This window comes from Streptomyces sp. MspMP-M5 (assembly GCF_000373585.1).
Classification (GTDB): Bacteria; Actinomycetota; Actinomycetes; order Streptomycetales; family Streptomycetaceae; genus Streptomyces.
The window spans coordinates 14,295-28,139 of the sequence record NZ_KB891917.1 but is presented as its reverse complement, the minus strand read 5'-3'; the positions used below and the strand labels follow the sequence as shown (position 1 = coordinate 28,139).

The window sequence follows — 13,845 nt, the reverse complement described above, 5'->3', positions numbered from 1 at the left end:
CGCTGGGGCGAAACATGCGGGGCATGCATGCTGCTGTATCTAAGAATCCACCTGCTGATCGACCGCTGCTTCGTAGAAGGCGTCCGCGAGGGCGACGATGATCGAGTTGATAGCCGGCCCATCGGTGAAGAAGTAGTCAGCCATCGTGTTGTGGGCGTCCTGGTTGTCCGCAACCGCCTCCGTGACGGCTGCTTGGAAGTCTGGTGACTCCAGGAACTGCTTCTTGGAGTTCACCTTAGTCTGGTTGATCAGGTTCGGGTCGGCGAGCAACCGCTGTACGAGCCCCTGCACGAACTCCCGAATCTGGTACTCGGCGAACGATTCGGCGCCGAAGAGGTCGTTCATTTTGTCTATGACGACTTGGAGCGCAACGTACTTCGGTTCCTTCTTCGTGCCCGTGCCGGCGGCGCTGATGCCCTTCAGCTGCCCGTCGCCCACGAGTGAGATGTCGACCGGGTTCGCCTTGTTGTGCTTGACCCCGACCAGCACCACGTCGGAGAGATCGACGTCGGCCGCCCAGGCGGACTCGGCGATGACCTTCTCCAGCAGGCGCAGGAAGATCGAGAGCATCTCCATGTATGGGTCGCCGTAGTCGACGATCTGAGACATGAAGTCATAGAGGCGTACGTAGGTGGAGACGTCCTTGCGGAACAGGTCGAGCGCGTTGAGGGCGACCTTGTCCTCTTCCTCGATCGCCCGTGCGTAGCGGCGTCGGAAGTCGTGCTGCGCCGGGCTGATCGCCGCCGAGAGCGCGTTGTTGCCCTTGCGGGTCACCCACAGCTCGGCGACCTTGCGGACGTCGTCCTCGGTGTATATTCCGGCCTGGGCGAGCTTGTTAGCCAGGTGGACGACGACGTACGGATCGGTCTCGGTCTCCAGGGTCGCGTTCTTGAAGTACGGCTCGAAGGCCGCCTTGATGTCCTCGGGCTTGTTGGCGAAGTCAATGACGAACGTCTTGCGCTTCTGCTCCCCACCAGCGGTGCGGTGGGTGCGGTTGAGCCGCGAGAGGGTCTGCACCGCCGTGATCCCCGGCAGCTTCTTGTCGATGTACATCGCCGAGAGCAGGGGCTGGTCGAAGCCGGTCTGGAACTTGCTGGCGACCAGCATGATCTTGTACGTCTCGCCCTTGAACGCGGCTGCCAGATCAGCCCCGGCGCCAGGGTTCATGTTGGCCTCGGTGAACTCGTCATCCTTCGACGGCTGCGGGCCCCAGTCGCTGTGCCAGGTCTCGTCCTCGGGCATCGTCACCCCAGCGGAGAAGGCGACCAGGGTGCGGTAGTTGTACGAGGCGTCCGAGGCGCTGCGCTTGGCGATGTAGGCGTCGATGGCCCGTTTGTACTTCACCGCGGACTTGCGTGAGCCGGTCACCACCATCGCCTTGGCCTTGCCTTCGAGGAGGTAGGCGACGTTGGCGTGGAAGTGCTCGACGATGATCTGCACCTTCTGGCTGATGTTCGTCGGGTGGAGCTGCACCCACCGCATCAGACCCTTGCGAGCGGCGCCCTCCTCGACCTCCCCTCCGTCACCGCTCTCGGCCCTGCCGGCGATCTTCAACGCGGTGTCATAGTGCTGGTAGCCCTTGAGCACGTCGAGGATGTAGCCCTCCTCGATCGCCTGCTGCATCGAGTACAGGTGGAACTCATACGGTTTGCCGTCGGGCCCCTTGCGGCCGAACAGTTCGAGGGTCTTGCTCTTCGGCGTCGCGGTGAAGGCGAAGTAGGAGATGTTCTCCGACTCGGCCCGCTCGGTCATCTCCGAGGCCAGCACCGACTCCACATCGACCTCGCCACCCTCCTCGATCTCCTTGACCTCCTCGGCCGTCAGCACCTGCTTCAGTTTCGAGGAGATCTGACCCGACTGCGAGGAGTGCGCCTCATCGGCGATGACGGCGAACCGCTTGCCCTTCAAGCCAGCGTCGGTCCGTATCTCGTCCAGCGCATGCGGGAAGGTCTGCACCGTCACCGCGATGATCAGCTCGCCGTTCTTCAACGCCTGCGCCAGCAGACCGGACTTCGACTTCGCTCCGGCCTTGCGTACGTCCTCGGGGCTGATAGTCGCGACGATCTTGCCGGTACCGTCGATCTGACGGATCGCCTCCTGCAGCTGGGAGTCGAGCACGGTGCGGTCCACAACCACGATGACCGAGTCGAAGACCTTCCGATCATCAACATGCAGCCGCGCCAGCCGGTGGGCCGTCCAGGCAATGGTGTTCGTCTTCCCCGACCCGGCCGAGTGCTCAATCAGATACCGCTGCCCGACACCCTCCTCCTTCACCGCCTCAACGATGCTCGTGACGGCCTCCCATTGGTGAAACCGTGGGAAGAGCATGCTCGTACGCCGCACCGAGGTACCGGTAGTGACGTCCCACTCCTCCTTGGTCTGCACGACCATCAGCCGACCGATGATGTTCAGCCAGGCGTGCTTCTCCCACACCCGCTCCCACAGGTACGCCGTCGCCGACCGACCGTCCGCGCCGGGTGGGTTGCCGGCACCGCTGTCGAAGCCGATGTTGAACGGTAAAAAGTGGGTCTTCTCCCCCTCCAGCCTCGTGGTCATCGCCGCCAGGTCATTTGAGACCGCGAAGTGCACCAACGCCCGATGACCGAACGACAGCAATGGCTCCGGCCGCCCGTTCGTCAACGGATTGCGATCCTGCTTGTACTGGTTGACCGCCTCGTCCAGCGACTGGGTGAAGTCGGTCTTCAACTCCGCGGTGGCCACCGGGAGCCCGTTGACGAAGAACACCAGATCGATACTGCGCTGGTCGGCGGTCGAGAAGTACACCTGCCGCACCACCCGCACGCGCATCGCCTCGTAGTGTGCGGTCGTGGTCTCGTTGAGCGACGTCTCCGGACGAAACTGCGCCATCTTCAACCGACCACCGCCGATGTACTGCACCCCGTTACGCAGGATGTTTAGCGTCCCACCGCCATGTTCCAGCGGCCGGTCGAGCGCTGCGGTTAGCACGTCGAGGAATTTCGCCTGCGACCCCGCTGCCTTCAGTGCCTTCTGGTACGCCGGCCTCTGCGTCTCTTTCAGCCACGCGAACAGGTCCTCGGGGAACAGTGCCCGCTCACGGTGATATCCGGTGTCATTGGCCGAATAGAGCCACCCCTGGGCCGCGAGGTACTCACAGATCTCATTCTCGAAGACAACCTCGTTATGGTCGGCCATCACGCGGCTCCGCTTACGTCGATCTGGCCAGTTACCACCGCCGTGATCAGCGCGGCTCGGCGCTCTCGCGAGAGCTCGATGAACCGCTCGGTTTCCACAATCAAGGTGTCGATAGCAGTGATCTTCGCATCCAACTCAATAGCAACCTGGCGCTGCGAATCCGGAGAGATGGCCGGAAACAGCAATTGGCGCAGAGCCCCAACATTGAAGTGCCCTTGGAGCGCTCCAACAGAGCCTTCCGCAATGCGGGAGGCGGCCAAAGGGGAGTTAAGGAACCAGACGAGGAAGTCTGCGTCGGTTTCTGTCCCCGGCCGAATGATGAGAATGTCGATGGCGTTGGCGCCGTCAAGCGTCTTAGGGACCTTGGCGGCAGCACCAGCCTGACCGGTTCGGACGACGACAACATCGCCTTCCTTGAGGCGAGATTTTGGGTTTGCGTGGTCTCCTTCAGTGGAGATATAGACCAGGTCACGAGTGGAAATGGAACCTCGGTTGATGTTGAGGCCGCGCAGGGCAGGTACGCCTTCCTCTGCATACCACCGTGAAGGTTGCACGACGATGCCGACGGTGACGTCCTGGACTACGCGTTTCAGGGGCTGCTGAGCCTGAGCGTCGAGGAAAGCGGCACCGATGACTGCCTCACGACGCTCACGGAGCAACTCGATCAACCGCTGCTGCTCCTCGATGAACATGTCGATGCGGGCCGTCTCGCGGTCTAGGTAGTCGGCGATAGCCCGCTGCTCGGCGCGGTCGGGAATGTAGGCCTCGATCGTCTTCAGGACCGAGAACGGCACCTCCGTGGTCCGAACGTTGGCTTGGTCGCCTGCACCGATTCCCCGCTCGCGCTTGATGAGCTCCCCGGTGAACCACGAAGACTTCATCAGGTACGCGATGAAGCGTGGATCCGTCCCTTCGCGCGGTCGCATGACCTCATAGTGGTAGGTGACCAACCCGTCCTCTGCTGCGACGCCCATAGCGCCAGAACGGATGCTCATCTTGTTGAAGACGATGTCGTTGGCCCGACAAACCTTGTAGTTATCGAGGGACTCAGCCCGCTGAGGAGCGTCCGTCAACTCGCTTCGCCGGATGACACCTCGCGTCTGCGACACCGACATGAGCGGAAGGTCGACACCGGGGATTCGCTCGTCGATCTTCTCCATCGCGTGGCCGAAGCGTGTCACTGCTCCACCTCTCGCAGCAGCTCGAGAATTTTGGCGACCTGCTTCTCCAGGTCGGCGTCGATCTCCGCGAGAGGGCGGGGTGGGGTGTACTTGTAGAAGTGGCGGGTGAAGGGGATCTCGTAGCCGGTCTTGGTCTTAGCCCAGTCGATCCAGGCGTCAGGCACGTGCGGCTTTACCTCCGCGTCGAAGTACGCCTGGATGACTTCGCGCTTCCCTGCCGCACCAGCGGTTGAGCCGCCGTAGGTGAAAGGCACGTTTTCGGTGTCACGCTTTTTCGCGTCGGGCTTCGGGTTGCCCTTGCGGTCTACGACAGGTTCCCTGTCCTCATCGAGTAGAGGACGCTCCACGGTGATGGTCCAGTAGCCGAACTCATCGTTGCGCAGCACCTTGGAGAGTTCGGGGTCAGCGTCCTCGAAGTCGGCGTACAAATTCACGACCTTGGCACGGTCATCGTCACTGATCTCGCGCCCCTTGGACCCGAGGTTCTTGCGAATCTTGGTCCAGAACGACGTGCCGTCGATGAGTTGGACCTTGCCCTGGCGGTCGGGGTGCTTGGTGTTGTCGAGAATCCAGATGTAGGTGGCGATACCGGTGTTGAAGAACATGTTGGTCGGCAGGGCGACGATCGCATCGACGAGGTCTTTCTCCAACAGCCACCTGCGGATGTTGGAGGGACCGGATTCGGCAGCGCCAGTGAAGAGCGGCGAGCCGTTCATGACGATGCCGACGCGGCCGCCGCCGTCCTCGGGTGCGCGCATCTTGTGGGCCAGATGGAGCAGAAAGAGCATCTGGCCGTCTGAGGTCGCGGGGAGTCCCGGCGCGAAGCGACCGTAAGGGCCGGCGGAGTCGCGCTCCGCCTTGACTGCCTTGGCGTACTGCTTCCATTCCACCCCGTAGGGCGGGTTGGACATGCAATAGTCGAACTGGCGGCCCTTGAAGGCGTCGTCGGTGAGCGTGTTGCCAAAGGCAATGTTGGTCGCGACGTGTCCCTTGGCGAGCAGGTCGGACTTGCAGATGGCGTACGACTGCGGGTTGTACTCCTGGCCGTACAGGCTCAGCTTCGCTTCGGGGTTCTCGGCGAGCAGGTGTTCCTCCGCCAGGGAGAGCATGCCGCCGGTGCCGGCGGTGGGGTCGTACAGCGACCGGATGATGCCGCCCTCGGAGAGGTCGATCTCCTTCTCCGCGAAGAGCAGGTCGACCAGCAGCCGGATCGCATCGCGCGGCGTGTAGTGATCTCCGGAGGTCTCGTTCGCGGCCTCGTTGAACTTGCGGATGATGTACTCGAACGCATCCCCCATGTCCGCGTTGGACACCACGTCCGGATGCAGGTCGACGGCGCCGAAGGACTTGACGATCTCGCGCAGGAGCCCGGCCTTCTCCAAGGCCAGGATCTCCTTCTTGAAGTCGAAGTACTCGAACACATCCACGTCGGCGGAGAACCGGTCGATGTAGTCAGCGAGGTTGTCCGCCAGCCCGTCCGCATCGGCCAGCAGATTCGCGAACTCGTAATTGGAGGTGTTGTAGAACGTCCGCCCCGTGGCCTTCTTGACCTCGACCTTCAGCCGGTTCGGGTTCTCGTACCTCGCAGCCAGCTCCCGTACCGCCGCACGGTCCCGGTCAAGTACGCAGTCAAGCCGTCTCAGGATCGTGAACGGAAGGATCACTGTCCCGTACTGGTTGGGGCGATAGGGTCCCCGAAGCTGGTCAGCGATGGACCAGATGAAGCTACCGAGCGTGCTCACAAGGTTCCTCACGAGAATCGTCTAGCAATGACGATTACTTTGCCAGAGGCAGCAGCCAGCGCGTCCCATGATTCCGCGATGGGACCCCTCGACGTGCTCTTGCCGATCGGCCCAGGGGCTTTGCACGTGCTGCCGGGGCGGCAACTCCGCGAGGCGTTGGAAGATGGCAAAATCGCGAGCCTGCCAGGTGCGCACCATGCGGTGGCGCTAAGAACTGGCGGGGCGTGTTTCCGCAGGTCAACCGCACTACGGTGACCGTTTTCGCAGGTCGCAGCCCCGCCCAGAAAAAACTCCCTAAAGCGGGTGACGCAGGTTCGCCTCCTGCCTGGGCGTCGTGGTCCGTGCGGTCGTCGACAATGGCCTCGCCGGCGCGCTGGGCCATGTGATGCCCGGCGGCACCGGGTTTGTGGCCCTGCTAGGCATCGCGGTGCTGGCTGCTGTGCTGGCCAACATCATCAACAACCTGCCCGCGTGCTGGTGCTGCTGCCGGTGACTGCTCCCACCGGTCCCGGCGCTCTCATCGCGATGCTGCTGGGAGTGAACATCGGTCCCAACCTCACCTATGCCGGGTCCCTGGCCACGCTGTTGTGGCGGCGCACCGTGCCACCCTGCCGCCACCGCCGCCTCATCCACCCCACCATCGATAGCAAGGGACGCCCGCTGCGGGAGGAGCGAGCGGCGGTGCGGCCGGTGGCGCCAAGGGCTGCCAGACTCGTGCGGTGACCGTCTCGGACCCCACCACACACAAGGCCCTGCTCCGTCGGGGCTTCGCCCTGGAGTCCGCCACCCTCGGCTGGAACGTGGTCGGCATCATCATCCTGGCCATCGCGGCGATCAACGCCCGGTCGGTCGCGCTGGCCGGGTTCGGCCTGGACTCCCTGATCGAGATCGGCGCCTCCACCGTCGTGGTCTGGGAACTGTCCGGCACCGGCGAGGAGCGCCAGCACCGCGCACTGAAACTGATCGGGTACGGCTTCGCGCTGCTCGCGATCTATTTGCTGGTGCAGTCCACCCTCGTACTCGTGTCCGGCTTCCGCCCGCACCACTCCCTGCTGGGCATCGGGTGGACGGCAGTCACGGCGGCGGTGATGTTCGCGCTCGCCGCCGGCAAAGCCCGCACCGGCGCGGCGTTGGACAACCCGGTGCTCAAGACCGAGGGACGTGTCACCCTCATCGACGGCCTCCTGGCTGCCGCTGTCCTCCTCGGCCTCGCTCTGAACGCCACCCTTGGCTGGTGGTGGGCTGACCCGGCCGCCGGATACGTCCTCGTGTACTACGCGATCCGCGAAGTGCGCGAGATCTTCACCGGCGACCACTGATCTTTCCGCCGCTGCTGTGGCCAGCCTCTTCACCTTCACCAGGCTGGTCAGGGCGCAGTCGCTGATCGTGTCAGTGGCGGGTGCTTTCCTTGTCGGCAGGGTGCCGACAAGGAAAGCGGGCATCCGCCGACGCAAGGAGTCCCGCTGTGACAGTCCAACCGGCACCCGCCCGAACCGGGGCCACCTCGTCCACCTGGCGGTTGTGGGCCGCCGCAGCTTGCATTACGGCGGCCGTAGTCCTCACGGTCGTGGCGGTCGGCCATACGTCAGTGGTGTTGTTCCGCAACTCGGCTGTCCTCACGGCCGTTCTGCTGATCGGCGCGTACTGGGTTGCGAAACCGTGGTTCGTGGCTCGCTCCGAGCGCTGGCACCGGGTGATCACGTTCGTGCCGATGACCGCGTACATCTGGGCTCAGGGCCTGGTGGTCGTGGCGGCGGCCAGCTTCCTACCAGGCCGCCCCCTAGAAGCAGGCTTGGCCTTGATCATGATCTGGGGCTTCCACGTCGGGGGAGGGGTGCGGGAGCCGACGTCCTTCGCCTTCGAGCGGCTGCGGGGCCGCCTCTCGTGGGCGGCTGCCCTTCAGGTGACCGCGATGGTCTACGGAACCCTGGGTGCCGTCTGCCTGGTCCGCAGTTTGCCGGTCCCCGGGCGCTACGCGACCGCGGTTTTCGCCACGTGCATCAGCGTTGTGCTCGGCATCGTGGGGGTGACGTCGTTGAAGGTGTTCTCGCGCGTACGGAAGCTCGCCACAGAACTGGACAGCCGTGCGCAGAAGGTGGAGCGGTGTTTGGAGAGGCTGTCGCGCAGCCCGATCGCGGAACGCAGCCAGCGTCGCGACGCCGCCGAGGACGCCTGGGACGACTTGAACCGGACTCTCAGCAACAAGGTAGAGACCGGATTCCACCTGTACGGAACGTTCGTCATCCCGTCCGAGGCACGAAAGGAGCTGGAGGCGGTGGTGCAGGAGGCCATCGCCAACCCCGGTGCGCCGCCGAGCCAGGAAGCCGCCGCGCAGTTGGGAAAGCTTCGCTCGGCGTGCAGCGTCAAGATCGACACCCTGGCGTGAACTCGTCGGCGCAAACAGGGCCTTACCAAGATGGGGAGAAGGCCGCAGCCCCTGTGAACCACGGTCTTCTCCCTAGGCGCACCTACTTCACCGGCCACTCCCCGAAGGGGATGGGCGGGGCGCTGGCTGCGTCCCGTACGGCTTCTTGGGTACTGCACGGCGTGCAGATCAGGACGTCACGGTCAGCGGTGAGGCGAGAGCGGGCGGGCTGCTCGCCGAGCGGCCCGCCGCATCGCGGGAGGAGCCTGGGTACGTGATGAATCGACCACCACTGAGCCACTGCTCGCTGGTCGCAGGATGACCAGCGAGATCAGCCAACACGTGTCTTCGGCAGACGCACCGACGTCGTCACAACCAGCGTATTTCCGCAGCTCATAGGGGGTGCAGCACGACCAGCCCTTGTTTGCGGCTCCCGCCGAGCATTCGGGCCTGCGGCCAAGCCCGCCCGATTCGCCGCGGCTTCAGCGCGTCAACCCGGCGTCCTTGGCGCACAGCGCCGCCTGCACCCGGTTGTCCACCTCGAGGGCGGCAAGGATCCGGCTGACGTGCGCCTTCACCGTGGTCTCCCGCATACCCAGTCCAGTGGCGATCTCAGCGTTGGACGCACCGCCGGCCAGGAGCTTGAGCACGTCGGTCTCGCGCGGTGTCAGGCGCTCCATCCGGGCCCGGGCGGCGGCCGAGGCACCGCGCGCCGTGTGGTGATGGTGCTCGATGAGCCGTCGGGCAGCAGAAGGGTGCAGCATCGCCTGCCCGTCAGCGACGACCTCGACGGCCCGGATGATCTCCGCAGGGTCGGTATCCTTCAGCAGGAAACCGACCGCGCCGGCGGCCAGCCCGTCGTAGACGTACTGATCCAGATCGAACGTCGTGAGCATCACCACCTTGGGCGGCTCAGGCAACGCGATGAGCCGCCTGGTGGCCTCGATGCCGTCCATGTGGGGCATCCGCACGTCCATCAGCACGACGTCCAGGCGCTGCGCAGTGGCCCGTTGAATGGCTTCCCGGCCGTCGGATGCCTGTGCGGCGACGGTGATGCCGGGGGCATCCTGAAGGATGTCGGCGAGCGCCAGCCTCACGAGGCCGTCGTCGTCGACGATCATCGTCCGGATCATGCCGCCCCCCTGCGGTGCTGGTCATCGAGTGGGATGGTTGCGGCCACCTGCCAGCCTCCCGATCCCGTAGGACCGTACTCCAGATGACCGTTGAGCGCGGTGACCCGCTCGGCCAGTCCGACCAGGCCGTAGCCGGAGCCCTCGGTCGCGGCCTCGGACGAGGCGCCGGCCGGATTACGGATCGCCACCGTGGACTGGGGCGGACCGTAGCGCACCTCCAGATGTGCGGTCGCTCCGGCGGCGTGCTTACGGGCGTTGGTCAGGGCTTCTTGTGCAAGTCGGTGAATGGCGAGCCGATGGCTGGCCGGTACGGATTCGGGGGCGCCCTCGATGACTGCTTCGATCTGCTGGCCGGCCGCCCGCGCCTCGTCGATCACTGTTGAGAGTTCGGGCAGACCGGGTACCCGTGAGGCCGGCCTCTCCCCGGTGTCATGGCCGCGCAGCACACCCAGCACGTCTCGCAGATCGCCGAGCGCCTCGGTGGACGCGGTGCGCAGCAGGCCGATCCGGCCGGCCACCGGCTCGGGGAGCTCACCGGACCGCCGCTGGAGGGCACCGGTGTGCAGAGCGATGACCGTAAGCCGGTGGGCGAGCACATCGTGCATCTCGGCAGCTATCCGGGTGCGTTCCTCCAACCGGGCTTGCTCGGCCCGGAGTTCGCGCTCCACCCGCAGGCGGTTGACCTGTTCGGCGAGTGAGGCGACGTGTCGGCGGCGGTTGCCCGTCCACAGTCCGATGACCACCGCGAGCAGCAGCACCATCAGCGGCCCGTATTTACGGGTCATCCACAGGCTGTTCCCCGGATGCGCCAGCGAACTGCCGACCATCGCGACCACCACGCACAGCCCCTCGAAGGCGAACCGACCCCGGGAGACGCGATAGAAGAAGACGACCAGTAACGGGAAGAACAATCCCAGTAGCAACGCGCCGACCATGGTGCTCACCGTGGCGAACATCGGCCAACGGCGCCGTAGCAGGACCGAGAGGGTCACCGCCACGGCCACCGCGACGTGGGGGCTGAGCAGCGCGCCTTCCGCACCTACATATGCCTGTTGCACCGTTCCCACGCCGACGACGCAGATCATCAGCGTCTCGGCCCACCACGGCCAGGCCCGGCCCCTCACCTTGTTCACCATGTCAGCATAGTTACGCAACGCCCCTGCCACCTCTGCCAGTTGGCGGTCACCACCCCCTACTTTCGTACGGGGTACCCACGGCGGAACGGCCGATGGAAAAGGTTTGGCCGCTGCCTAGCGTCGTGGACATGAATCAGTCCACGACTACCACCGCAACCGCTCCCGCGATCACCTCCTTGACCGGCCCTCGACGACACAACGGCGCCACCGCATTCCTCCGGGAGGCCACCCGTTCCATGTACACCACCGGCGCGGTCGCACCGAGCGGCTCCCCTCTCGCCCGCCGGCTCGCCGAGCCGTTGCCCGCCCCCAGCGGCCGCAGCCCGCTGCGCGTCCTGGAGGTCGGAGCGGGAACCGGTACGGTCACCCGCGCGCTGGCCGAGCGCCTCGGGCCGGGCGACCGGCTGGACACCGTTGAACTCAACCCTCGGTTTGTACAGATGCTGACCGAGGCGCTGCGGACGGATCCGGCGCTGGCCGCCGCCTCCGAGCGGATCCGGATCATCCCGAAGTCGATCTGCCACACCCCGCTGCCCGTGAACAGCTACGACGTGATCGTCTCTTGTCTGCCCTTCATGAACTTCGCCCCCGACATGGTGCGTTCCTTGATGGAGCGTTACATGGCCGCCTTGGTCCCCGGCGGGCATCTGACCTTCTTCGGCTATCTCGGCACACTGTCCTTACGGACCCTGTTCGCCCAGCGCACCGAGGCCGCCCGATACCGCGCGGTGGCCGCCGTACTGGCCGAGTTCTCCGCCCGCTACGGCGACCGGGACGGCGGCAGCGTCGAATGGCGCAACCTGCCGCCCGCCCGGGTTTCACATCTGAGGGCACCCCAGCGGCGTGTAGACGTCACGGACCCGGATTCGTTCGGTCAGCGATGACGATGACGCCCGGCGACCTGCTGGCAACGCTGCCACCATTAGCCGCGTACCCGTTGATCACCGCGTTGGTGGTGCTGGAATCGGTGCTCTTCATCGGCCCGTTCGTGCCCACCCTCGGACTTCTACTGGTCGCGGGCGGCCTGGCGTACGCGGGCACGCTGACGTTGCCCGCCGTCATCGCCTGTGCCGCGGCCGGCGCCATCATGGGGGACTTCCAGGCGCACTGGACCGGACGCCGGCTCGGCGACGGCCTGCGCACCGGCCGTTTCGGTCGACGGGTACCGGGACCGGTCTGGGACCGGGCCTATGCCGCAACCCGCCGCTGCGGCCGACCGGCCCTGCTGGTCTGCCGCTTCGTACCGCTGGTCCGCACCCTGGCACCACATGCGGCAGGCGCCGCCAGGATCCCCTACCGCAGCCTGGCCCCCTTCAGCGTCACGGCGGGAGTGGCCTGGGCCTGCACCGAGACTGGCGTCGGCTACGCCAGCGCTGCGTCATGGAGCCAACTCGTCGGCAGACAGAGCGTCGTGTTCACGGTGGGTGCCGTTGCAGCCGCACTCTTGCTCGCACTCGGCATAGGGACAGTGGTGACCCGCCGCCGCTCCCGCGGAGTGGCACGCGGCAACGAATAGCACCAGACATGGGGGTATCCGTAGGCATCGCCGACATCAACGGGTGCCGCAGCGCACCGAAGTCGACCCGGGCCGGCCCTGTTTCGGCTGCTGACGGAGTCTCGCATCGGCATCGTGGGGCCTCGTAGCCCCGAAAGCCGCAGTTGGTGCCGCCTGGCAGGAACGCCCGGTCAGGACCCGGCTCGCGATCAGCGGGGCCTGGGCATCTCCAGGGACGGAGAGCACCATCCCGCCTGACGGCCCTATTCCACCGCGTGTACGGCGTTTACCCGCAGCACCAGCACACCGGGGACGAGCACCCCCAGCGCGCCCAATCCGGCACAGACCGCCGCCACTTGAGCAAGTTCTGCCCAGGGCAACACAGCAGGTACCTCCGTGAGATAGGGCTTGATCCGGGTCGAAAGCCCGGACAGGAAGACCGCGATCACCAACCCGGCCGTCAGCAACCCGCTAAGCACTACGACGACAGACTCCCAGCCCAGCATGCGCAGCAGCTGGGCCCGCGTGCATCCGGCCAACCGCAGTGCCGCGAACTCACCACGGCGCTGGCGGGTCGCCAGCAAAAGGGTGTTGAGAATTCCCAGGGCTGCGCACACGATCAAGGGAGTCATGAGGATGCGCATGCCCACGGCGTTGTTCTCCTGCTGGAGCGCGTTATGAGCGGGGGAGGTCGCCTGTGATACAGCGTTGTGGCACAGCAGCATGGCGCTGAGGCCGGCTGCCAGCATCACTGGGCCTGCCATGGCCGCCACCCGTTGTCCCGCCGCCTCGCTGTTCGCTGCCGCCAGGCGACCCGTACTGCGGGAGAGGACTCGTCCGGGCAGGGCGCTGAGTGCAGCCACAGGGCGCACCAGGAGCGGAAGAAGCAGCCAGGCAGCGATGAGCAGGATCATGCACAGGACCAATGCGCCGTTGAGTGCTTGGTGTGCGCCGCTCTTGCGAGCGTAGCGGTCCCAGATTGTCCAGGCCAAGAGCAGCGTGACCGCTGCGGCGATCGCACGACCGATGGGCAGTGCTCGGCGCTCGACCGTGGCGTCCCGGAGGGCGGCAACCGCGGAGGTACGCAACGGGCCGCGTACGGCCGCCAGCGCGGCCGGGACGGCGATGACGAGGGTGGAGAGCAGCCCGACGGCGAAGCCGATGGGGGAGAAGTCGGGTTGAGGCCCGGTCGGCAGAACGTGGTGGTCGATGAGCCAGTCCAGTACAGGGCCGAGGGCGGCGGTTCCGCCGACGGCCCCCGCCACGCCGCCCAGCGCGGCGACCACCACGGCCTCACTCACGATCTGGGTCCGGATCTGCGCCGCGGTCGCTCCGATGACCCGCAGCGCTCCGATCTCGGTACGTCGCTGCTGGGCCACCAGGGTCAGGGTGTTGGCCACCAGTAGTAGGGCGGCGAAGCCGGAGGTGCCGCCGACGAGGCCGAGCAGGGATTGTGCCGAGCGTTCGGCGCGGTGCCCTGGGTCGGCGCGGTGGACGCTGTCCAGGACGGAGGCCAGCAGTGTCAGCAGACCCGCGCTCATGGCGGAGACGAGGAGGACGCCCACGTACTGCCCCAGGCGAGTACGGACGGAAGTAAAGACGAGAGAGAGCACGGTTGT

10 protein-coding genes and 1 pseudogene are annotated in these 13,845 nt (G+C 65.8%); 5 read left to right on the top strand and 6 right to left on the bottom strand.

Features of this window, described 5'->3' with window-relative positions; genetic code table 11:
* Positions 1 to 39: 39 nt before the first annotated feature.
* Genes B073_RS0128900 through B073_RS0128890 form a run of 3 tightly spaced genes read right to left on the bottom strand, consistent with a single transcriptional unit; the run spans position 40 to position 6,097 of the window.
* Complete coding sequence (locus B073_RS0128900; protein WP_018541571.1) at positions 40 to 3,174, bottom strand: type I restriction endonuclease subunit R; 3,135 nt, start codon at positions 3,172 to 3,174, stop codon at positions 40 to 42.
* Entirely contained in the window at positions 3,174 to 4,355 is a 1,182-nt protein-coding gene (locus tag B073_RS41420) for a restriction endonuclease subunit S (protein ID WP_018541570.1), read from the bottom strand. Before B073_RS41420 ends, B073_RS0128900 begins: the two co-directional genes overlap by 1 nt.
* Positions 4,352 to 6,097, bottom strand: coding sequence for an HsdM family class I SAM-dependent methyltransferase (locus B073_RS0128890; protein ID WP_018541569.1), 1,746 nt, complete (start codon positions 6,095 to 6,097; stop codon positions 4,352 to 4,354). The genes B073_RS41420 and B073_RS0128890 overlap by 4 nt, the downstream gene beginning before the upstream one ends.
* A 313-nt stretch (positions 6,098 to 6,410) precedes the next feature.
* On the opposite strand from B073_RS0128890, the pseudogene B073_RS44565 reads away from it, so the two are divergent.
* The 3 genes and pseudogenes from B073_RS44565 to B073_RS0128875 form a co-directional block, all read left to right on the top strand.
* Positions 6,411 to 6,700, top strand: a pseudogene (locus B073_RS44565) (ArsB/NhaD family transporter); the annotation flags it as partial.
* 116 nt (positions 6,701 to 6,816) lie between these two features.
* Complete coding sequence (locus B073_RS0128880) at positions 6,817 to 7,416, top strand: cation transporter (RefSeq protein ID WP_018541568.1); 600 nt, start codon at positions 6,817 to 6,819, stop codon at positions 7,414 to 7,416.
* Positions 7,417 to 7,688: 272 nt separating this feature from the next.
* Positions 7,689 to 8,483 (top strand): hypothetical protein, encoded by a 795-nt coding sequence (locus B073_RS0128875; RefSeq protein WP_158690242.1) that lies wholly within the window; start codon positions 7,689 to 7,691, stop codon positions 8,481 to 8,483.
* 461 nt (positions 8,484 to 8,944) lie between these two features.
* On the opposite strand, the gene B073_RS0128870 is transcribed toward B073_RS0128875, so the two are convergent.
* Together B073_RS0128870 and B073_RS0128865 are read right to left on the bottom strand one after the other, a co-directional pair.
* Entirely contained in the window at positions 8,945 to 9,595 is a 651-nt protein-coding gene (locus B073_RS0128870) for a response regulator transcription factor (protein ID WP_018541566.1), read from the bottom strand.
* The gene (locus B073_RS0128865; protein WP_018541565.1) at positions 9,592 to 10,731 is read right to left on the bottom strand and encodes a sensor histidine kinase; all 1,140 of its coding nucleotides are present in this window, start codon (positions 10,729 to 10,731) and stop codon (positions 9,592 to 9,594) included. Before B073_RS0128865 ends, B073_RS0128870 begins: the two co-directional genes overlap by 4 nt.
* Before the next feature lie 128 nt (positions 10,732 to 10,859).
* Here B073_RS0128865 and B073_RS0128860 point away from each other — a divergent pair, with 128 nt between their 5' ends.
* Together B073_RS0128860 and B073_RS0128855 are read left to right on the top strand one after the other, a co-directional pair.
* Entirely contained in the window at positions 10,860 to 11,615 is a 756-nt protein-coding gene (locus B073_RS0128860) for a class I SAM-dependent methyltransferase (RefSeq protein WP_037813041.1), read from the top strand.
* Positions 11,612 to 12,247, top strand: a complete 636-nt coding sequence (locus B073_RS0128855; protein ID WP_018541563.1) for a DedA family protein — start codon at positions 11,612 to 11,614, stop codon at positions 12,245 to 12,247. Before B073_RS0128860 ends, B073_RS0128855 begins: the two co-directional genes overlap by 4 nt.
* 242 nt (positions 12,248 to 12,489) lie before the next feature.
* Here the strand turns inward: B073_RS0128855 and B073_RS0128850 are convergent, their stop codons facing one another.
* A complete protein-coding gene (locus tag B073_RS0128850; protein WP_018541562.1) occupies positions 12,490 to 13,839 on the bottom strand; it encodes an ABC transporter permease in 1,350 nt (449 codons plus the stop codon).
* Positions 13,840 to 13,845 lie beyond the last annotated feature (6 nt).

Bases quoted from the DNA above. Each gene is read 5' to 3' on its own strand.
- B073_RS0128860 (WP_037813041.1), top strand. From the start codon at position 10,860: ATGAATCAGTCCACGACTACCACCGCAACCGCTCCCGCGATCACCTCC.
- B073_RS0128900 (WP_018541571.1), bottom strand. From the start codon at position 3,174: ATGGCCGACCATAACGAGGTTGTCTTCGAGAATGAGATCTGTGAGTAC.
- B073_RS0128855 (WP_018541563.1), top strand. From the start codon at position 11,612: ATGACGATGACGCCCGGCGACCTGCTGGCAACGCTGCCACCATTAGCC.
- B073_RS0128865 (WP_018541565.1), bottom strand. From the start codon at position 10,731: ATGGTGAACAAGGTGAGGGGCCGGGCCTGGCCGTGGTGGGCCGAGACG.
- B073_RS0128870 (WP_018541566.1), bottom strand. From the start codon at position 9,595: ATGATCCGGACGATGATCGTCGACGACGACGGCCTCGTGAGGCTGGCG.